20 protein-coding genes are annotated in these 20592 nt (G+C 32.9%); 18 read left to right on the top strand and 2 right to left on the bottom strand.

Annotated features, from left to right (window positions below; all coding sequences use genetic code 11):
- Window positions 1–64 precede the first annotated feature (64 nt).
- The 10 genes from ABW637_RS03120 (at window position 65) to purD (ending at window position 11946) form a co-directional block, all read left to right on the top strand.
- A complete protein-coding gene (locus tag ABW637_RS03120) occupies window positions 65–1090 on the top strand; it encodes a Gfo/Idh/MocA family protein (RefSeq protein WP_367583172.1) in 1026 nt (341 codons plus the stop codon).
- Window positions 1091–1157: 67 nt separating this feature from the next.
- Window positions 1158–1535: an acyltransferase gene (locus tag ABW637_RS03115; protein ID WP_367583171.1), complete on the top strand. Its 378-nt coding sequence runs from the start codon at window positions 1158–1160 to the stop codon at window positions 1533–1535.
- Window positions 1536–1539: 4 nt separating this feature from the next.
- Complete coding sequence (locus ABW637_RS03110) at window positions 1540–2637, top strand: DegT/DnrJ/EryC1/StrS family aminotransferase (protein ID WP_367583170.1); 1098 nt, start codon at window positions 1540–1542, stop codon at window positions 2635–2637.
- A gap of 2 nt (window positions 2638–2639) precedes the next feature.
- A complete protein-coding gene (gene lhgD / locus ABW637_RS03105; protein ID WP_367583169.1) occupies window positions 2640–3836 on the top strand; it encodes an L-2-hydroxyglutarate dehydrogenase in 1197 nt (398 codons plus the stop codon).
- Window positions 3837–5072, top strand: coding sequence for a glycosyltransferase family 4 protein (locus ABW637_RS03100; protein ID WP_367583168.1), 1236 nt, complete (start codon window positions 3837–3839; stop codon window positions 5070–5072).
- 202 nt (window positions 5073–5274) lie between these two features.
- Entirely contained in the window at window positions 5275–6645 is a 1371-nt protein-coding gene (locus tag ABW637_RS03095; protein ID WP_367583167.1) for an exopolysaccharide biosynthesis polyprenyl glycosylphosphotransferase, read from the top strand.
- A gap of 14 nt (window positions 6646–6659) precedes the next feature.
- On the top strand, window positions 6660–7973 hold the full coding sequence (locus ABW637_RS03090) for a UDP-glucose dehydrogenase family protein (RefSeq protein ID WP_367583166.1): 1314 nt from the start codon (window positions 6660–6662) through the stop codon (window positions 7971–7973).
- Window position 7974: 1 nt separating this feature from the next.
- Complete coding sequence (locus ABW637_RS03085) at window positions 7975–8946, top strand: UDP-glucuronic acid decarboxylase family protein (protein ID WP_367583165.1); 972 nt, start codon at window positions 7975–7977, stop codon at window positions 8944–8946.
- A gap of 162 nt (window positions 8947–9108) precedes the next feature.
- Entirely contained in the window at window positions 9109–10425 is a 1317-nt protein-coding gene (locus tag ABW637_RS03080) for an O-antigen ligase family protein (protein ID WP_367583164.1), read from the top strand.
- A gap of 249 nt (window positions 10426–10674) precedes the next feature.
- Complete coding sequence (gene purD / locus ABW637_RS03075) at window positions 10675–11946, top strand: phosphoribosylamine--glycine ligase (RefSeq protein WP_367583163.1); 1272 nt, start codon at window positions 10675–10677, stop codon at window positions 11944–11946.
- An 84-nt stretch (window positions 11947–12030) separates the two neighbouring features.
- Here purD and ABW637_RS03070 read toward each other — a convergent pair whose 3' ends face one another.
- Entirely contained in the window at window positions 12031–12261 is a 231-nt protein-coding gene (locus ABW637_RS03070) for a DUF6341 family protein (protein ID WP_367583162.1), read from the bottom strand.
- A gap of 174 nt (window positions 12262–12435) precedes the next feature.
- Here ABW637_RS03070 and ABW637_RS03065 point away from each other — a divergent pair, with 174 nt between their 5' ends.
- From ABW637_RS03065 to ABW637_RS03055, 3 genes are all read left to right on the top strand, one after another.
- Window positions 12436–13308 carry a hypothetical protein gene (locus tag ABW637_RS03065; RefSeq protein ID WP_445012711.1) on the top strand — a complete coding sequence of 291 codons (873 nt, stop codon included), beginning with the start codon at window positions 12436–12438 and terminating at the stop codon, window positions 13306–13308.
- Between the two features lie 193 nt (window positions 13309–13501).
- The gene (locus ABW637_RS03060) at window positions 13502–14110 is read left to right on the top strand and encodes a DUF4254 domain-containing protein (protein ID WP_367583160.1); all 609 of its coding nucleotides are present in this window, start codon (window positions 13502–13504) and stop codon (window positions 14108–14110) included.
- A complete protein-coding gene (locus ABW637_RS03055) occupies window positions 14097–15155 on the top strand; it encodes a glycosyltransferase family 9 protein (RefSeq protein WP_367583159.1) in 1059 nt (352 codons plus the stop codon). Before ABW637_RS03060 ends, ABW637_RS03055 begins: the two co-directional genes overlap by 14 nt.
- Window positions 15156–15217: 62 nt before the next feature.
- Here the strand turns inward: ABW637_RS03055 and ABW637_RS03050 are convergent, their stop codons facing one another.
- A complete protein-coding gene (locus tag ABW637_RS03050) occupies window positions 15218–16270 on the bottom strand; it encodes a 2Fe-2S iron-sulfur cluster-binding protein (RefSeq protein WP_367583158.1) in 1053 nt (350 codons plus the stop codon).
- A 234-nt stretch (window positions 16271–16504) separates the two neighbouring features.
- On the opposite strand from ABW637_RS03050, the gene porW reads away from it, so the two are divergent.
- The 5 genes from porW (at window position 16505) to ABW637_RS03025 (ending at window position 20557) form a co-directional block, all read left to right on the top strand.
- Window positions 16505–19147 carry a type IX secretion system periplasmic lipoprotein PorW/SprE gene (porW, locus tag ABW637_RS03045; protein WP_367583157.1) on the top strand — a complete coding sequence of 881 codons (2643 nt, stop codon included), beginning with the start codon at window positions 16505–16507 and terminating at the stop codon, window positions 19145–19147.
- A 28-nt stretch (window positions 19148–19175) separates the two neighbouring features.
- On the top strand, window positions 19176–19631 hold the full coding sequence (locus tag ABW637_RS03040; protein ID WP_367583156.1) for a bactofilin family protein: 456 nt from the start codon (window positions 19176–19178) through the stop codon (window positions 19629–19631).
- 77 nt (window positions 19632–19708) lie between these two features.
- Window positions 19709–19891: a bacteriocin gene (locus tag ABW637_RS03035; protein WP_367583155.1), complete on the top strand. Its 183-nt coding sequence runs from the start codon at window positions 19709–19711 to the stop codon at window positions 19889–19891.
- Window positions 19866–20108, top strand: a complete 243-nt coding sequence (locus ABW637_RS03030; RefSeq protein WP_367583154.1) for an AtpZ/AtpI family protein — start codon at window positions 19866–19868, stop codon at window positions 20106–20108. The genes ABW637_RS03035 and ABW637_RS03030 overlap by 26 nt, the downstream gene beginning before the upstream one ends.
- Before the next feature lie 71 nt (window positions 20109–20179).
- A complete protein-coding gene (locus ABW637_RS03025) occupies window positions 20180–20557 on the top strand; it encodes a hypothetical protein (RefSeq protein WP_367583153.1) in 378 nt (125 codons plus the stop codon).
- Window positions 20558–20592: the final 35 nt, after the last annotated feature.

Genomic DNA, 20592 nt, shown 5'->3' with positions numbered 1-20592 from the left:
AAAGTTTAAATCAACAATAATATCTTTCCCAAAATAAAAAGTATCTTTGCACTTTTAATTACATATGAAGAAAGAATTAAAATTTGCCATCGTAGGTTGTGGTAGAATAGGTAACAGACATGCAGGTCATATCAACAATAATGGCACGCTAAAAGCAGTTTGTGATATAGAGTTTGATAAAGCAGAAATATTGGCAAAAGAATATGATGCTACACCATACGCTTCTGTAGAAGAAATGTTATCTAATGAACAAGATATTGATTTAGTGGCAATTTGTACTCCAAATGGCCTGCATGCAGAGCATTCAATTCAATCTTTAAAAGCTGGTTTTCATGTCCTTTGTGAAAAACCTATGGCTATAAACGTGTATGACTGCGGAGAGATGATAAAAATTGCAGAACGAGCCAATAAACGATTAATGATTGTAAAACAGAATCGATTTAATCCACCGGTCGAAGCTGTTAAAAAAATAATTGACGAAGGTAAACTGGGCAAAATATATTCGGCACAATTAAATTGTTTCTGGAACAGAAACCCAGATTATTATAAAAATTCCTGGAAAGGAACTTTAGACCTCGATGGAGGAACACTATATACACAATTTAGTCATTTTATAGATTTGTTATATTGGATTGTAGGAGATGTAAAAAATGTTGAAGCCTTTGGAGGAAATTTTCATCACCAGGGGATAACAGAATTTGATGATAATGGTGCCATTGCATTAGAATTCTATAATGGTGCAATAGGTACTATAAACTATACTGTAAACAGTCATGGTAAAAACATGGAAGGATCTCTAACTATTTTTGGAGAAAAAGGAACAGTAAAGATAGGGGGGCAGTATCTTAATGAGCTAGAATATCAAAATATCGAAGGCTACAAGGTAGAGAATTTACCCGAAGGAAATACGGCTAATAATTATGGACAATACCAAGGATCAATGTCTAACCACGACAAGGTGTATGAAAATGTAGTAGAAGTATTAACCAACGATGGGGTAATTTCTGCAAATGGTTTCGAAGGGTTAAAAACTGTGGAGATCATTGATAAAATATATCAAAAAATCACAGACCGAAACAAAAGTGTATAAGCATCTTAAAATAGGAATAGTCGATTGCAAATTCGGTGAAAACGTAAAAGTAGTTGAACCCGTAAATATGTACGGGTGCACAATAGGAAGTAATTGCTTTATAGGACCCTTTGTAGAGATACAAAAAAAAGTGAATATAGGATCAAACACCAAAGTTCAGTCACATTCTTTCATTTGTGAACTCGTTGATATTGGCGATAATTGTTTTATAGGTCATGGTGTAATGTTTATAAATGACTTGTTTAGCGAAGGAGGACCGGCAGGAGGAGATCAATCCAAATGGAAATCAACGCTAATCGGCAATAATGTTTCTATAGGATCAAACGCCACCATACTGCCCATTAAAATTTGTGACAATGTAGTAATAGGAGCGGGATCAGTAGTTACAAAAAATATAGAAGAGCCAGGTGTTTATGCCGGAAATCCAGCAAAAAAAATTAGATAAGAGCATGATAAAATTTCTTGATTTACAACATCAGTATAAAACCATAAAAAATGATATAGATGCTGCCATCCAAAATATCATTTCAAGTTCTGCTTTTATTGGTGGAGAAGAAATAAAAAAGCTTGAAAAAAACTTTGCTTCTTTTCAAAATTCAAAATACTGCATAGGAGTCGCTAATGGAACAGATGCAATAGAAATCGCGATCGAAGCACTTGATCTTCCTCCTAATTCAGAAATTATTGTTCCGGCTAATAGTTTTATCGCGAGTTCAGAAGCAGTAACAAGATCTGGGCATAAAGTGGTTTTCTGTGATTGCAATCTTGAGAACTACACCATTTCTATCCAAAGCTTGAAGGAAGTAATTACCGAAAAAACAAAAGCAATTATTGCCGTTCATCTGTATGGTCATCCATGTGATATGGGTGCGCTTATAGAAATTGCCAAAGAACATGATCTAAAAATATTAGAAGATTGTGCACAAGCCCACGGAGCAGAATACAACGGAAAAAGAATAGGTGCAATTGGAGATATCGGAACCTTTAGTTTTTATCCAGGAAAGAATCTTGGTGCTTACGGAGATGCGGGTGCAATTGTGACGAATAATGAAGAACTAGCAATCAAATGTAAAATGATTGCTAATCATGGAAGAATAGAAAAGTATAATCATATTTTTGAAGGTAGAAATAGTCGATTAGACAATCTACAGGCAGCCATATTAAATGTAAAACTGAAACATTTAGAAGAGTGGACAAATCAACGCATAAAAATAGCAGATTTTTATCTCGAAAACTTAAAAGAAGTTAAGCAGATTATACTCCCTAAACGATCAGAATGGGCAAGACAGGTATATCATTTATTTGTGATCAGGACGGATAGAAGAGAAGAACTAAAATCATATTTATCAGAACAAAATATCCAAACCGGAATCCATTACCCAATTGCTTTGCCAAAGTTAAAAGCATATGATTATATAGGGAAAGCGCAAGCAGACTTTAATGCCAATAATACAGACCATCTGCTTTTGAGTTTGCCAATTGGCGAACATCTTACTATAGAGGATGCTAAAAAAGTAGTTGAAGCTATCAAAAACTTTTTTTCATAGAGATGAAATATGATGTTACCATTGTTGGTTCGGGTATTGTAGGGCTTTCAGTAGCTTATAATTTGTCCAAAGAGTCACCAGGACTTAAAATAGCCGTTTTAGAAAAAGAAGGCACAATCGCATCACACCAAACAGGACATAATAGTGGTGTAATTCATTCTGGTATTTATTATAAACCGGGAAGTGAAAAATCAATAAACTGTAAAAAAGGATATGATCTCCTTCTAGCGTTTTGTAAAGCACAAGATATTTATCATGAAATTTGTGGGAAAATTATTGTTGCAACAGACAGCAATGAAGAAAAAAAACTACAAGACATTTATGATAGAGGAACCCAAAATGGCCTCAAAGGCTTAAAGATTTTAAACGAAAAGGAACTTAAAGAAAAAGAACCCCATGTGCAGGGAACAAAAGGTATTTTTGTTCCTCAAGCGGGAATAGTGGATTATAAAAAAGTATCCAAAAGGCTTTTCGAAATAAGTAAAGAAAATGGAGTAGACTTTTTTTTTAATAAAAAAGTGACGGCCATAAAAAAAGAAAACAACGGTTCTAGTCTGGTGACTACGAATAAGACTATTTCTACAAAGTTTTTGGTGAATTGTGCGGGGCTATATTCGGACAAAATTGCAAAAATGGATGGTGTTGATTTAAATGCCAAAATCATTCCTTTTAGAGGAGAATATTATTTGTTAAAAGACGAAAAAGCTAAATTGGTGAACAATTTAATTTATCCCGTTCCTGATCCTAATTTTCCTTTTTTGGGAGTTCATTTCACAAGAAGAATCAATGGAAAAGTAGACGCTGGACCTAATGCAGTGCTTGCTTTTAAAAGGGAAGGGTATACTAAATCTGATATCGATTTAATGGAGTTTCTAGAGAGTATTTCTTACCTTGGTTTCATTAAAGTAGCATTAAAATACTGGAAAGTAGGTGCCTATGAAATGTATCGATCGTTTTCGAAAAAAGCTTTTGTTAAATCCCTGCAAAAATTAATTCCCAATATACAAGAAGACGATTTGATTGTTGGTGAGGCTGGAGTTAGAGCACAATTATGTGATGGAAAAGGTAATTTGGTGGATGATTTTTTAATTAAGCCTACTAAAAATGGAGTGCATGTAGTTAATGCACCTTCACCCGCTGCAACTTCATCACTTAATATAGGCAAAGAAATAACTAAAAGAGTATTAGAATCATTGTAGATGAAAAATATTTGGATCATAAATCAATACATTACAAGCCCAGATATTGAAGGAGAGGGATATAGACACTATTATATTGCTAAGCATTTAAAAAAGACAGAGAAGTATAATACACTTTTGATCACATCTTCTTTTTCGCATGCTCCTTATAGACACAACAAAATTAAAGGCTTATATAAGTTTGTAAACAAAGATATTAGGACCCTAATTTTAAAAGGAAGTACATATAAAAAATCACATGGAATTGGAAGAATTTTGAGCTGGATCATATTTTCTATAAACTTGTGTTTAGTTCCTTTTATTTCTAAAAAGAAGGTTCCTAAACCAGATATAATTGTATTGTCATCTCTTCCTTTGTTACCAGTGTTAAATATCGTGATTTTCAGAAAGTTGTTTTATTCAAAAACTAAATTTGTTTTTGAGGTCAGAGATTTGTGGCCTCTTTCAGCAATAGAATTAGGTAATTATTCTGATAAGAATATTTTCATGAAGTTTTTGGCTTATTTAGAGAAGCTTTCGTATTCAAAAGCCGATAGTATAATCTCAGTTATTCCAAGAGCAGATCTACACATTAAGAACGTTTTAGGTCATCAAAACTTTAATTATCGTTGGATCACTAATGGATTTGAACTTCCGAATGAGAAAGAAGATAAAATAGAGGATATATTTGAAGAAAAAATCGATAGTGCTACTTTTAATATTGGCTATGCAGGAACTTTAGTGATTGCAAACCCTTTGGATACTATAATAAAAGTAGTATCACGACTTAAAGACGAGAATATTCATTTTTATGTTTTAGGGGGTGGGCCAGAAAAAGAAAGACTTTTGGAAGAAACTAAGAATTTTGATAATATTCATTTTCTAGATAGAGTTCCCAAGCAATTTGTAAGGCTGTTTTTATCCAAAATGGATGTTTTGTTTATGGGCAAAGGAACAAAAGACACAAAGATTTATGATTTTGGAACATCGCAATTAAAAACATTCGATTATTTCTATGCCAAAAAACCGATAATCCAAATGTTAGCATCGAATGAAAATCCTGTTACGTACTCTAATTCGGGTTATGTTGTGCCTCCAGAAGACGAAGAGGCTTTAAAAAATAAAATCCTTTATTTTAAGAGCTTATCTCATGAAAACCGACTACAGTATGGTGAGAGAGGATACGAATATTTGATAGAAAATTGCACATATGACAAAATTAGTAATACTTTTGATAAGGTATTTGATGATTTATAAGTAATTCTTAATATGTAATTAGCGCGCATTTTTTTGAAAACAACTCTAATTTATTCTTAAATTATGGTTTTATCTTATGTCCATAAGGAGTTGTGACTTTAAAAGATTATTTTTGAACAATTTTAGAACAAAAATGGCATAACTCTAAATAAATCCAGTATTTAAATATGGATATAGGCGGTGTTGTGAAAACATTTAATTAATGAATAGAGTATTTACACTCAATGTAATAGAAAGAAAGTTATTTCTATTTATAGGGGACTTAGCAATCGTTTTTTTTTATTTGTACTTGCTTATAAATAGAACTTTGAAAGGCACTTTTGATCAAGAAAAGCACGGTCTTACTATTTATATTATTGGTGTAATTCTTTTTTCGATAATTGCCTATGTAATTGATATATATAATTTAGAAAGAGCATCAAAACCTATTACCATTTTTAGACTATCACTTGTAGTTGGGGTATTGTATTCTTTCTCCGTTTTCTTTCTTACTATTCTATTGATTAATACAACGGTAAGCAGGCCTTATTTGGTAGTTTTCTTAGCACTAATGCCATTTTCACTTACAGCATGGCGAATTATATGCTCTAATTTTTTTATTTCTCAGCCGTTTTTAAAGAACACAATTTTTATTTACGAAGAAACTTTTGAAGAATTCAAAGAAAACAACATCGCTAATGTCGAAGGAATTAAAAACTCCAATGGGTATAAGGTTAAGTTAAGTGTTTCTACCAATCACGAAACGTTTACCAAAAACCCAGAGCGTCTAAATAAAGTAATGGATAAAATTGATACTGTAATTATAAGGATTAAAGATTATCAAAATATGCCAGTAGAAGTGGAGAAGTTTTTAACCAGAGCAATGTATTTTGGTAAAGAGGTTTTTACATTCACTTCTTTTTATGAGTCTACTTATGAGGCATTACCCTTAAATTTATTGGGAAACAATTTTTACGAAGTATTACATTTAAAAAACAAAAGATCTCACTACATCCAAAAATTATTTACAAAACTTGTAGATATTATCTTATGTCTTTTTGTAGGGCTAATTTTCGTTATAGTGGTTCCTTTTGTATCCTTTTTCAACTTTTTTTTAAATAAAGGCCCCCTATTTTATATTCAAAAAAGAATAGGAAGAAAAGGAAAAGAATTTAATATATATAAATTCAGATCCATGGTAGTAGATGCCGAAAAATCAGGAGCTAAAATGGCAACAAATAATGATGCCAGAGTAACTCCTTTCGGAAAGATTCTAAGAAAGTTTAGAATAGATGAATTACCTCAAATTATCTCTGTAATTAATGGAGATATGAGCTTTATAGGACCTCGCCCAGAAAGAAAGATTTTTGTTGATCAATTAGACAAAATGAATCCATTCTATTCTGTTAGACATGTTGTTAAACCAGGAATAACAGGTTGGGCCCAGGTTAAATATAAGTACGGAGAAAACCTTGAGGATTCTATAAAGAAATTAGAGTACGATCTTTATTACATAAAAAATAGATCTGTAACGCTCGATATAAGAATTTTATTTAAAACAATAACAACTATCTTGTTTTCAAGAGGTGTATAAAAAATAAATGTTAAATGAAAATATCTGTAATAGGGACTGGATATGTTGGTCTAGTAACAGGAACATGTTTAGCCGAAACCGGTAATGAAGTTATTTGCGTAGATATAGATGAAGAAAAAGTGAAGAAAATGCGTAATGGAGAGGTTCCGATATATGAGCCTCATCTGGATGTACTTTTCGAAAGAAATATCAATGCTGGCAGATTAAATTTTACAACTTCACTTGAAGAAGGTCTACAGCATGGTCAAATTATATTTTTGGCATTACCAACCCCAGAAGATGAGGATGGATCAGCCGATTTATCATATGTTCTTGGAGTTGCAGATGATATAGGGAAGTTAATGCAGGAATATAAGGTGATTGTAGATAAAAGTACAGTGCCAGTAGGAACTGCCGAAAAAGTTAATGAAGTAATTTTAAAAAATGCTAAATGTGATTTTGATGTAGTCTCTAATCCAGAATTTCTGCGAGAAGGTTTTGCCGTAGACGATTTCCTTAAACCAGAACGAATAGTGGTGGGGTCGAGTTCCGAAAGGGCAACAGAGCTTATGAAAAAATTATATAAACCATATGTAAGATCGGGTAACCCGATAATTATTATGGATGAAAAGTCTGCCGAACTTACCAAGTACGCTGCAAACTCTTTTCTGGCGACCAAAATTACTTTTATGAATGAAATTGCAAATTATTGTGAAAAAGTGGGGGCCGATGTAAGCAAAGTGAGAATTGGTATGGGAACAGATTCAAGAATTGGTAAACGTTTCTTGTTTCCAGGGATTGGATATGGAGGATCATGTTTTCCCAAAGATGTAAAGGCGCTTCATAAGTCAGGGAAAGATGATAATTATGATTTTAAAATTTTGGAATCTGTTATTGATGTTAATGCAACTCAAAAATTAGCGCTACTACCAAAAATTAAAAAACACTTTAAGGATAATCTTAAAGGAAAAACTTTTGCAATTTGGGGGCTAGCCTTTAAACCAGAAACTGACGATATTAGAGAAGCACCTGCGTTAGACATAATAAATGAACTGTTAAATGAGGGAGCAAAAATTAAAGCATTTGATCCAGAAGCAATGGATAATGTAGCTCGTAAATATGGAGATAAAATAGAGTTTTCGAAAACTATGTATGATGCTTTACATGGCACCGATGCATTAATTATTTGTACCGAGTGGAGTATCTTTAGAACACCTGACTTTGATAAAATCAAAGATAGTTTAACCAATAACGTTATCTTTGACGGTAGAAATCTCTATGATATTCAGGATATAGAAAATGAAAGAATTTCATATTTCTCTATCGGAAGAAAAGATGTAAAAATATAAGATGCAGAAAGTTCTAATTACAGGAGCAGCAGGGTTTTTGGGATCACATCTTTGTGATCGATTTATTAAAGATGGATTTGAGGTAATAGGAATGGATAATCTTATTACTGGAGATCTTAAAAACATTGAACATTTATTCAAACATAAACATTTTGAATTCTACAATCACGATGTAACCAAATTTGTTCATGTTCCGGGGAAATTAGATTATATTCTTCATTTCGCATCACCGGCTAGTCCAATTGATTATCTTAAGATTCCCATTCAAACCTTAAAAGTAGGATCACTTGGAACTCATAATTTATTGGGTCTGGCAAAAGAAAAAAAAGCAAGAATCTTAATTGCCTCTACAAGTGAAGTATATGGTGACCCTTTAGTACATCCACAGACAGAAGACTATTATGGCAATGTAAATACCATAGGACCGCGAGGAGTATATGACGAAGCAAAACGATTTCAAGAATCAATCACTATGGCATATCACACCTATCATGGGGTCGAAACAAGAATAGTACGCATTTTTAATACCTATGGTCCAAGAATGAGATTAAACGATGGAAGAGTTGTGCCAGCTTTTATTGGACAGGCATTGCGTGGCGAAGATCTTACTATTTTTGGAGATGGGTTGCAAACTCGCTCTTTTTGTTTTGTAGATGACCAAGTCGAAGGGATTTGTAAATTACTTTTTAGTGATTATATATATCCCGTAAATATTGGCAACCCAGACGAAATTACGATCAAAGATTTTGCAGAAGAAATTATAAAACTTACCGGAACCGAACAAAAGGTGATTTACAAAGATTTACCTGTTAACGACCCTCTTCAAAGACAACCAGATATTTCTAGAGCAAAAGAAATTTTAGATTGGGAGCCTAGAGTTGATAGAACAGAAGGAATGAAAAAAACACTGGAGTATTTTAAAGGGTTTTCTCAGGAAGAACTTCAAAAAAGTGAACATAGAGATTTTTCTTAAAAAGAAGGTTGTATTAGAATTTTTCATGCATACTTATACGGTTTTGATAGATTCTTCTGTAAAATATTTGACAATAAAAAGTATTATAATATTTTAAAAGGTAATAGAACTTAATGTTTTAGGTATTGATATAAAAAAGATGAATAAGTCTAAACTAAATCTGTGATATCAAGCAAAATAACATCCAGAATTACCAGAATGCTTTATATAGAGGAAAGCGACATGGTGTTAACTATTTTTTGGAATAGTCTTTATGCCGCCTTTTTTCTATTACCATTGGGAATTAATCTTTCTACCCCTTTTTTTATCATCTCAATTATCCTTGGTATAGTTAATATTGTTCGATCTAATAAGAAACAAGTTTTAGACAACAAAGCATTACTATTATTCCCGATATACTTTATGGTAATGTTGATTAGCTTAACCTATACTGATAATATATCAGACGGAATAAATTTAATACAACGATCATTATCATTATTCTTCTTTCCATTAATTTTTTTATATGTCAAAGAAGATGCTGCAGCGGTAAAAAAATTATTTGAATTTTTGCTTCTTGGATTACTTATATCTTTTTTCATAAACTTTTTTATTGCCTTATATAACTGCATACAAATTATAAAAGATGCAATTATTTTTGAAAGCTCTTTAGAAACTATTTCTTTAATTTTAAGTGCTTTTTCTCATGGTTGGAATTATTTTATAGGAGCAGAGTTTTCTACATTAGTAAACCCCAATTATGTTTCGCTTTATATTCTTCTGGTTTTAAGCTATTATCTAAAAAAGAAACTTCAATCCAGAAAACAAGTACTTGTTGTAATTATCCTGTTTTTATACCTTTTTTTATTGGCTTCTATAGCTGCATATTTAATTTTAGCTATCATGTGTTTATTGCTAATTTTTAGTATTTCAGACAAGAGTAAGAAATATACAATGGCAATAGTATTTCTTCTAGGGATCATCGTGTTTTTAAAGAATCCTCGTGTTTTTGATTTTTATTCAAATGTGACAAAACTTGAAGCAAGCCCAAAAATTGATAATACAGCAGTAGAAAAATCAAGATTACTTACTTGGCATGCTAGTATCAAATTAATACAAGAAGCTCCTCTGTTTGGATATGGGATAGGAGATACCAATGAAGTCTTAATGGAAAAATATAAACAATTGAATTATTTTCATAATTATAACAACCAATATAATGCTCATAACCAATTTCTTCAAACATTTTTGCAAACAGGCATTGTAGGGTTTGGGGTCTTAATAAATATCTTTATTTTATTAGCAATTAGAATGAATAGAAGTAAAAACGAATTTTCTGTTTTTCTGATCCTATTTATCTCTCTTTTTTTCGAATCTATGCTGGTGAGATTTAATGGTATTGTGTTTTTGTCTATCATAATTCCGTTGTTACTAAAAAAGAGAAGTATATTAAGCAGTAGAATTATTCGTAATGAATCTGTTGCTAATGAAAATCTTTAAGCAGAGAGATAAGAATATACTCGGCCGTTGACAGATAGAACTGCTAACAATCCTCAGTTTTTGTTAAAACCATATAAAACCCTCCCATAACTACCCAAATCATCTCTATGATGGGTTTGTCTATTTATAGTATTATACTATCGATTCCGAAAATGTTACGTTAGAACTCAAGTTTTTATTATAAACCATTAGCTATACAAAGACGAATGAACTATTTTTGAGCGCATAAAATTCAAGCTATATTAAATCATGAATATTTTAGTACTGGGATCCGGAGGTAGAGAGCATACATTTGCCTATAAAATTGCACAAAGTGAATTGTGTAGCACATTATTCGTAGCACCTGGTAATGCAGGTACAGCTAACATCGCTACCAATGTGCCCATATCTGTTACAGATTTCTCTGCAATTAAAAGTCTTGTAGTAAAAGAAAACATCAAGATGGTTGTCGTAGGACCAGAAGATCCGCTCGTACAAGGAATCTCAGATTACTTTGCCAAAGATGATCAACTAAAAAATGTTGTGGTTATAGGGCCGTCTAAAGAAGGAGCTCAACTAGAAGGAAGCAAAGAGTATGCTAAGGAGTTTTTGTTTAGACATAATATTCCTACCGCGGCATATCAAAGCTTTACTGCAGCAACTGTAGATGACGGCAAGCAGTTTTTAGAAACGCTTAATGCGCCATACGTGCTTAAAGCAGATGGTCTGGCTGCTGGAAAAGGAGTTTTGATACTTCAGGATATAGAAGAAGCCAAAAGTGAGCTTGAAAATATGCTAACGAATAAAAAATTTGGCGCTGCCAGTGAAAAAGTAGTAATCGAAGAATTTCTTGACGGTATAGAACTTAGTGTTTTTGTTCTTACCGATGGTAAAAACTATGTGACCTTGCCAACTGCCAAAGATTATAAACGAATAGGAGAAGGAGATACCGGTCTTAATACAGGAGGTATGGGGGCGATCTCACCAGTACCTTTTGCCGATGAGGTATTTATGAGAAAGATCGAAGAGCAGATTGTTAAACCAACAGTAGAAGGATTGATACAAGAAAATATCGACTACAAAGGCTTCATTTTTATTGGTCTGATCAAAGTAGGTGATGACCCCAAAGTAATCGAATATAATGTGCGTATGGGTGATCCCGAGACTGAAGCGGTATTACCAAGAGTAAAAACAGATTTAGTTACATTGTTTCAGCACGTTGGAGATCAATCACTAGATAAAGTTGATTTAGAAATTGATCAAAGGAGTGCGACAACTGTAATGACAGTTTCTGGAGGGTACCCCGAAGCTTATGAAAAGGGAAAAGAAATTACAGGCATTGATTCGATCTCAGACGCTATAGTTTTTCATGCAGGAACAAAACTCGAAGGAGACAAAGTAGTTACAAATGGAGGTAGAGTAATAGCAATAACGTCGTTTGATGAAGATTTCAAGAAGGCGTTAAAAAACTCGTATGAAAATATAGAAAAATTACATTTTGATAAGATGTATTATAGAAAAGATCTTGGATTCGATTTATAATCTTTAACCCAAATAAGAAAACAAAAAACTCGCATACTGATAAAGTGTGCGAGTTTTTTGTTTAATATATGGAAATAGAAAGACCTATTCTAAAAACGAATGTGCTTTAGGGTCTCTATCTTCCTCATTGTTATCATTAAATTTCTTTAACTCTTTCATCCAATAGAAAAAAGCAACAAAACCAATAGCCATAAATAACCAATTTACAATATTAGCAGCAGTCCAGCTTTCTAACTCTAATGCTCTTAGCGCATCTAACGGAGCAAACAATACATCTACAAAAAGTGATTCGATAGCTTCAAAAAATTCTTTCATAATTCAAAAAATATGATTGGCAATAAAAAGTTTAAAAATGAGTCTAAAAACTTTTTATACATTAGTTTAATAATTATCCAAAACAATATCATAATATTGTTTGACGCAAAAATATAAAAAATAGTAGTGTTATCAAGCTTTTTTAGTAAATCAAAACCCATTAATTACATTATCGTGGCATTGTACATGCTTATCCTTATCGGGTTGGCGTATTACAAAAAAGGGTTTGTTGTAGAAATTAGTTCTGTATTGCTGTTTATAGGAGCGGTTTTGCTATACATTTTACCCATGTTAATGCTACATTTCATTGCCCAAAGAAATGATCTTACTAATAAAGGTACACATACCATACTTATGTATGCTTTTCTAACAGGAATGTTACCTTATTCGTTAGTTAGTTTTCCTATTTTAATAGCTAATGCTTTTTTAATATTAGCATTATGGAATTTGTTGCTCTTAAGAAATGAAAAGCATATAAAGGCTAAAATTTTGAATACTTCTATATATATTGGGATAGCGTCGTTAGCATATTTTTGGAGTATTGGGTTTTTAGTGCTTGTTTTTTCGGCCATATTTTATTTTGAGCCTAAAAACTATAGAAATTGGATTATTCCGATTATTGGTCTATTGATAGTGTATCTATTTGCAAATTGTTTTACATTGTTATTTTATGATTCGTTTTTTAGTTTTTATGAGTATATAGCTCCTGTTTCGTTTTCATTTCAAGATTATTTTATAGAAGATCAACTGTTTTCGGTAGGCATTTTGTCGATTTGCATTTTGTTTTTTCTATCTATTTTCTTACTTAAATTTAGCCGAAAGGCGGCAAACATAAAACCTATACTAAGGCTCATCATTGTGTGTTTAATACTTGCTATTGGTATCGTTATTATATCACCTCAAAAGAATACATCCGAATTGTTTTTTATTGCAACACCTCTTGCAATTATTGGCACTACGTATCTCGAAATGGAATATCACCAATTGGCTAAAGAGATCAATATTTGGATATTTCTTTTACTTCCGTTTACGATTTTATTATTTTAATTTATGGTTGATTCGTGTAAATAATAACCCTGTTTTTTACAAATATGGATCTTACAAGGATATGCTAAATACTATTGCAAAATATAATACCTTTGTACCTCTTAGAAAATAAGGTTATCTCTTCATAGGGTAAAACTATAAAGTCTTATGAAACATAGAAAAGTTAAAAAAAATAGAAAAAACAATAGCATATATGTTTACCAATAAAGCAAACACCATTTTTAAAGAAGTTATAGATAAATACCACATCATCGATAGTGTAGATCAAGAATTCTCAAACCCATATGATAGTACGTCACAAGCGATAGAACATTTATTATATCGCAAATGTTGGATAGATACTGTACAATGGCATTATGAGGACATCATTCGCGATCCACAAATCGACCCTGTAGGGGCATTGAAGTTAAAGAGGCAAATAGATGCTTCTAACCAGGATCGAACAGATATGGTAGAGTATATAGATAGTTATTTTTTAGAAGAATATAAAAATGTAACACCAAAAGCTAATGCTACTATCAATACAGAAAGCCCCGCTTGGGGAGTAGATAGGCTATCGATTTTAGCGCTAAAAGTGTACCATATGCATCAGGAAACTGTTCGAGAAGGAGCAACAGATACCCATAAAGCTGCATGCCAGAAAAAACTAGATGTGTTATTAGAACAAAGAGTAGATTTATCCACTGCTATTGATACGTTGTTAAGTGATATCGAAAAAGGAGATAAATACATGAAAGTCTACAAGCAGATGAAAATGTATAATGACGATGAATTAAATCCAGTACTACGTGGCGAAAAATAACATCGATGGACTCAAACAACCAGAAAAAAATATTCTGGTTGTTCGTCTTTCGGCAATGGGAGATGTTGCTATGACAGTCCCCGTATTAAGAACATTTAGAGCCGCCTATCCAGATGTAAAGCTTACGGTACTTACAAGAAAATTTTTTGAACCCATGTTTTCTGGGATTGATAATCTAGAGGTATACCATGCAGATGTTGATAGAAAACATAAGGGAATATTAGGACTTACCCGATTGGCTAATGAACTCTATAAATTGGGAGTTAATGCTATTGCAGATTTGCATAATGTGCTAAGATCGAATGTTTTAAAAAGCCTTTTGTCTTTAAAAGGAATTAAAGCGGTACAGATAGACAAAGGAAGAACAGAAAAGAAAGCGCTTACACGATCACAAAACAAGGTGTTTACACAACTTAAAACTACACACCAACGATACGCAGATGTTTTTGATGCTTTAGGATATCCAATAGACCTCAGTACCCATGTATTTCCTAAAAAACTACCGCTTACACCTAATATCCTTTCTCTAACTCAAAATTCTACTAAGAAATGGTTAGGGATCGCTCCTTTTGCACAATATGAAAGTAAAACCTATCCCTTAGAATTAATGGTTGAGGTTATCGAAGAACTTGATAAAGGTGATCAGTTCGAGATTTTTCTTTTCGGAGGTGGAAAACGAGAAACCGATATTCTTAATAACATCAGCAGTAAGTATAATAATGTAACTAATGTAGCAGGTAAATTACCTTTTGTAGATGAACTAAAATTAATTGGCAATCTTGATGCTATGCTATCTATGGATAGTGGTAATTCGCACCTTGCTGCAATGTATGGAGTGCCAACCATCACATTATGGGGAGTAACGCATCCCTTTGCTGGCTTTATGCCGTTTAGACAACCTATAGAGAATGCTATTTTACCTAATCTGGCTAAATATGATCAAATCCCAACTTCGATTTACGGAAATAAGTTTCCATCAGGATATGAGAAAGTGATGTATACCATCAAACCAGAAACTGTAGTACAGGCACTACTTAAACTATAATTTATAACTGTAGGGCATCCTGAGCGAAGTCGAAGGGTGTTTATTAACTTATTACCCTATTATTAAACATCATCAAAATCAATCTTGATCGATGTAGATGTAGGATGTGCTTGGCACGCCAGGATTAACCCTTCTGCCAGTTCGCCATCGGTTAGAATACTGTTTTTTTCCATTACTGCCGTACCTTCAGTGATTTTGCAAATACAAGAACTACATACTCCGCCCTGACAAGAATACGGTGCGTCTATATCTTCATCAAGAGCAGCATCAAGAATAGTCTTCTTTTGATCCATAGAGAAGTTAAACTCCTCGTCATCAACAAGAATAGTAATCTGTGTTTTTCCTTCTAGATTAGCATCAATTTCAACCTCTTCTGTACTACTGGTAAACAGCTCAAAATGAATAGTATTTTTGGCAACACCATTTTCTATCAGAATATCAGTTACTGTGTTGATCATGTCCTCGGGACCGCACAGATAAAAATCACTAAAAGCAGTCTCCTTAAACTTGTTCTTCAACACATAATTTACCGTAGATTTTTCGATCCTACCAAAATGTGCATTATCTTCCTGACTTCTGCTGTACACAAATTCTATAAACAAACGATCCGAGTAGGTTGACTGAAGCTCTAAAAGCTCTTCGCGAAATATGGTTTCATCAGAAGTTTTATTTCCATAAACTAAAACAAAACGGCTATTAGGTTCTTCTTCTAGTGTGGCTTTAATCATACTCATTATGGGAGTAATACCACTTCCTGCTGCAAAAGCTGCATATGTATTACTAGCTCCAGCATTAGTTTTGAGAAGAAAGTTTCCTTCTGGAGGATGAACTTCTAAAACATCACCATTAGAAAGGGTATTATTGGCAATCACAGAGAATGTTCCGTTTTCTACTTCTTTTACAGCAACTTTTAGGGTATTACTTTTAGGAGAACTACAGATAGAGTACGCTCTACGAAGTTCTTTTCCATTAATCTCAGTCTTAATAGTGATATATTGACCGGGAATAAAAGAGTAGGTATGTTCTAGTTCTGAAGGTACTTCAAACTCTATTGAAACAGCCTTAGATGTTTCTCTGTTTATATGCTTTATAGCTAGTTTATGAAAATCAGGCATTACTGTATTTTTGGCAAAAATAATAAATGCTGAAAGAGCAAAAAGGTTTTAAGATAAATTTATTGTAGAGAACTTAAAAGAACATTGAGAAAGTCATGTTTGTGGAGAAAAAAGGGTTAACCGCCTGTTTTTTAATGAAAGAAATGTATTTTTACGACGTACATCATATTTTTGTGTACAAAAAATACACTAAAAAGCTTTTTTTTTAGTTATCACACTTATAAATTATCAGGTTTGGGAAGAAAAATATCACAAATTACGTTGGTATTATTTTTGGCTATTTTAGGATTTTCTTGTTCTCGTAAAAAAGACAAATTCGTAAATCGTGCCTGGCACGATGTGACTACAAAAAATAATACGCTGTATAATGGCCGATTAGCTTATGATCAAGGCCAGGAGGATATTATACAATCCTATAAAGACAATTTCTGGGAACTACTTCCGATCGAGAGAATGATTGTAAGTGAAGATGTAAGACTGCCTAACGAAGTATTAAACCAGAATTTTGATAAAGCCGAAGAAAAAGCTGTAAAAGCAATACAAAAACACACGATGCTTATTGATGGTAGGGAGCGAAACCCTAAAATTGATGAAGCTTTTTTATTACTTGGTAAATCAAGATATTTCGAACAACGATTTATTCCCGCACTAGAAGCATTTAATTATATCTTATATAAATATCCTACCAGTAACACAATTAACCATGCTAAAGTATGGAGAGCTAAAGCCAATCTTAGGCTGGATAATAATGAAAAAGCTATTGAGGATTTAACAAGAATGATTGAGCAGGAGTATATGAAACCTCAGGATTATGCCGATGCAGTTGCCATGATGGCTCAAGCCTATGTAAATCTCAAAAGAAAAGATTCTGCGGTTACGTATATTAATAAAGCAGCGGTGCATACCAAGAAATTTGAGGAAAAAGGAAGATATCTCTACATAAAAGGGCAATTGTTAAATCAATTAGGGTATAAAGACAGTGCTAATTATGCTTTTGATCAGGTCATAGATTTGAATAGAAGAACTCCCAGAAGATATCTAATGAATGCGTATATGGCCAAAGCGCGAAATTTTGATTATGAAAGAGGAAATAAAGAAGAGTTTCTTGAACTTTTGTCAAAGCTTGAAAAAAATCGAGAAAACAGACCTTTTCTTGATAAAATATACAATCAAAAGGCGGTTTATTTTAAAACATTAGATTCTATTGATATAGCTGTAGAATTTTATAATAAATCGTTACGCACAAAATCTGAGGATAAGTATTTAGAATCTCTTAATTACTATACTCTCGGGGATATTAATTTTGACAGAAAAGAATATGCTACATCAGGAGCTTATTATGATAGTACGCTTCAGCGAATGGTGGTTGATTCTAAACGATATAGAGTCTTAAAGAAAAAGCGAGACAACCTCGATGATGTAATTTTGTATGAAGGGATAGCTAATGTAAACGACAGTATACTTAATGTTGTTGCAATGTCGCCAGAAGAGAGGTTAGCGTATTATTCTGAATATACAGAAAAAATAAAAGCCAAGGCCATAGCGGTAGAGAAAGCGGCAGAAATTGCCAGAATAAAAGAGCAGCTACCTATTGAGCAACGATTTAAACAACCAGGTAGTCCTGGTGCTAATACAGACAAAGGCCCAAATACTGGAGCGGTATTTTATTTCTATAACCAAACCACAGTGGCTTACGGTAAGACAGCTTTTAAAAGAACATATGGTAACAGGGAGCTACAGGATAACTGGAGAGTTTCAAGTATTTCTAACCCAAAAGCTTTTTCGTCAGAAGTTGTAGAAGAAAAAGAAGAATATTCTATTGATACCGATCCTACTTTTGATCCACAAACTTATATTGCTCAGCTTCCTACCGATGAGGCGGTTATAGATAGCTTAAAAACCGACCGTAACTTTGCATATTATCAACTAGGTGTGATTTATAAAGAAAAGTTTCAAGAGTATGGTTTAGCGGTAGATAAATTTGAGAATTTACTACAAAGTAATCCCGAAGAGCGTTTGATTATTCCGTCTAAATATAATTTATACAAGATTTACCTAGCTCAAGGAGATGTTACAAACTCTAGTACATACAAGCAAAGTATCATTAACAATCATCCCGAATCAAGATATGCTAAAATTCTTCAAAACCCTGATGAAGCGTTAAAAGATGATGAAAATAGCCCTAAGGCAATGTACAATAGATTGTATAAGGACTTTCAGGATCAGAAATATGCGTCTGTTATTGAAGAAAGTGATGAGTTAATTACAAAATTTGGAGGTGAAGACGATTTTCTACCCAAATTTGAGCTTTTAAAAGCACAGGCAATAGGTCGTTATCGAGGATTCGAAGCCTATCAAGAAGCACTTAATTACGTTTCGCTTAATTACCCTCAAAGCCCAGAAGGTAAGAAAGCACAAGTTATGTATCAGGTTACCATTCCGCAGATAAGAAATAGCGCTTTCATAGAAAATATGGATGAAGAAGAAAACCATAAACTGATTTATACTTTTTCTACATTTGGTAATAATCAAGCTCAAGATCTTAAAGAACATATAGAGAATGTAGCTAAAGAATTACGATATGAGAAAATGAAAGTTTCTTTGGATGTGTATACTAAAGATCAACAGTTTGTAGTTGTACATACTAAGAGAAGCAGGTTAGGAGCAGAAGGTTTTGGTGAGTTATTATCATTAGGTAAGACCGAAGATACCCGAGGAGTAGACCTAACGCGATGGAACAGAAAGAAAAAATATTATAAAAAAATAGAAGCAGCTTATTTTACAATAGCATCTCCTAACTATAGAATTATTCAGATTCATAAAAATCTGGAGAACTATAAAGAATATAAACAACCAAAAGAAGAATCAGGACAATAAATAATTAACTTAAACCCCCTTATATATTATGTTTTCAGACAACAAAAAAGGAAGAGACCAAGGCATGACCGACTTCTCTCGTAATCAAAACAAAATCTCCGAAGGAACCAAAATCGTTGGTGATATTATTTCTGAGGGAGGTTTTAGAATAGAAGGTACTATCGAAGGAACATTTAAAACTAGCGGTAAGGTAGTTGTAGGGTCTTCAGGATTTATTAAAGGCACGCTAGAGTGCTCTGATGCAGATTTCGAAGGAAAGTTCTCAGGAACTCTTAATGTATCAAATACACTATCGCTAAAGCCAACAGCACATATCGAAGGCGAAGTTACCGTAGGTAAATTAGCAGTTGAGCCCGGGGCAAACTTTAACGCATCATGTAACATGAAAGGTGGAGTAAAATCTTTAGGCAAGCCAAGTGAGCAAAAGCCAGGACAACAACCACAATCAGGATCAACAGCACAAGGACAAGGGAAATCGGCTTAAAAACTTGATTTTTATTTTAGTAAGGCTTTTTATTAACTTAGATAGTCGATATATTTATATACATAAATAAGTGTATTATGAAAATACTTAACAAAAATCAGTTAAAGACTATTAATGGTGGTTCTGGTCACGGTGTCGGAGGTGGAACGGGAGAAACAAGAAGAAGAGAAATTTCATCTTGGTGGATTAACCTTGATGAGGTAAGGGCTGCACATTCTGGCCATGGTATTGGAGATGGAACAGGACAAAGACCCAGGTAAAAATAAAAATCACCTTAGAAAATACGCTGCCCTTACAGGAATAGCATTTCAGATGGGAGCTACCATTTTTCTATGTGCTTACGCCGGAAAAAAACTAGATGAGTATTATGAGTTGGAAAAACAATGGTTCACTATGGGCCTTGTTCTTTTCGGAGTAACTGCTTCTATATATCTGGTCATTAAACAATTAAATCGCATTAACAAGTCTGATCATTAAATTATATTCGTACAATTTAGTGTGAATTTATACTTGATTTGTTTTGTATAAGTAAAAGGTTTTTCTAAATAATGGGCAAAAGCTTATTTCGTTTTTTATTTCTCTTCTCTATTGTCATTGTTAGTAGTTATTTGATCCATACAGGTGTAATAAATACTTTTGCTATTAACAGGAATATCAATATAATTAACCTGTCATATATCTTCAATGGGATATTTACTCTGGTGTTTACATCAGCGATAATATTGGTTAGCAAAAAGTACAAAGATCAGCTTGGTTTTATTTTTATGGCAGGAAGTCTTGTAAAAATCGGACTTTTTATTGCCATAAGTAAACTTAGCGGATTTGAAATCAGTAAAAGTGTTTTTGCAGATTTCTTTATCGCCTACTCAATCTGTTTAATCTTAGAGGTATACTTCGTTTCGAGAATATTGAATTCTCTTAAATAATTGATTTTCAGTAAATTAAATATTTAAAAATAATC

This window comes from Aquimarina penaris, from assembly GCF_040786285.1.
Taxonomy (GTDB): Bacteria; Bacteroidota; Bacteroidia; order Flavobacteriales; family Flavobacteriaceae; genus Aquimarina.
This window is presented reverse-complemented; position numbering and strand designations above follow the sequence as displayed.

Coding starts and splice junctions, on each gene's coding strand:
- ABW637_RS03095 (WP_367583167.1), top strand. CDS start 5,275: ATGAATAGAGTATTTACACTCAATGTAATAGAAAGAAAGTTATTTCTA.
- ABW637_RS03100 (WP_367583168.1), top strand. CDS start 3,837: ATGAAAAATATTTGGATCATAAATCAATACATTACAAGCCCAGATATT.
- purD (WP_367583163.1), top strand. CDS start 10,675: ATGAATATTTTAGTACTGGGATCCGGAGGTAGAGAGCATACATTTGCC.
- ABW637_RS03040 (WP_367583156.1), top strand. CDS start 19,176: ATGTTTTCAGACAACAAAAAAGGAAGAGACCAAGGCATGACCGACTTC.
- ABW637_RS03050 (WP_367583158.1), bottom strand. CDS start 16,270: ATGCCTGATTTTCATAAACTAGCTATAAAGCATATAAACAGAGAAACA.
- ABW637_RS03115 (WP_367583171.1), top strand. CDS start 1,158: ATGTACGGGTGCACAATAGGAAGTAATTGCTTTATAGGACCCTTTGTA.
- ABW637_RS03035 (WP_367583155.1), top strand. CDS start 19,709: ATGAAAATACTTAACAAAAATCAGTTAAAGACTATTAATGGTGGTTCT.
- lhgD (WP_367583169.1), top strand. CDS start 2,640: ATGAAATATGATGTTACCATTGTTGGTTCGGGTATTGTAGGGCTTTCA.
- ABW637_RS03025 (WP_367583153.1), top strand. CDS start 20,180: ATGGGCAAAAGCTTATTTCGTTTTTTATTTCTCTTCTCTATTGTCATT.
- ABW637_RS03090 (WP_367583166.1), top strand. CDS start 6,660: ATGAAAATATCTGTAATAGGGACTGGATATGTTGGTCTAGTAACAGGA.
- ABW637_RS03120 (WP_367583172.1), top strand. CDS start 65: ATGAAGAAAGAATTAAAATTTGCCATCGTAGGTTGTGGTAGAATAGGT.
- ABW637_RS03030 (WP_367583154.1), top strand. CDS start 19,866: ATGGAACAGGACAAAGACCCAGGTAAAAATAAAAATCACCTTAGAAAA.
- ABW637_RS03060 (WP_367583160.1), top strand. CDS start 13,502: ATGTTTACCAATAAAGCAAACACCATTTTTAAAGAAGTTATAGATAAA.
- ABW637_RS03085 (WP_367583165.1), top strand. CDS start 7,975: ATGCAGAAAGTTCTAATTACAGGAGCAGCAGGGTTTTTGGGATCACAT.
- ABW637_RS03070 (WP_367583162.1), bottom strand. CDS start 12,261: ATGAAAGAATTTTTTGAAGCTATCGAATCACTTTTTGTAGATGTATTG.
- ABW637_RS03110 (WP_367583170.1), top strand. CDS start 1,540: ATGATAAAATTTCTTGATTTACAACATCAGTATAAAACCATAAAAAAT.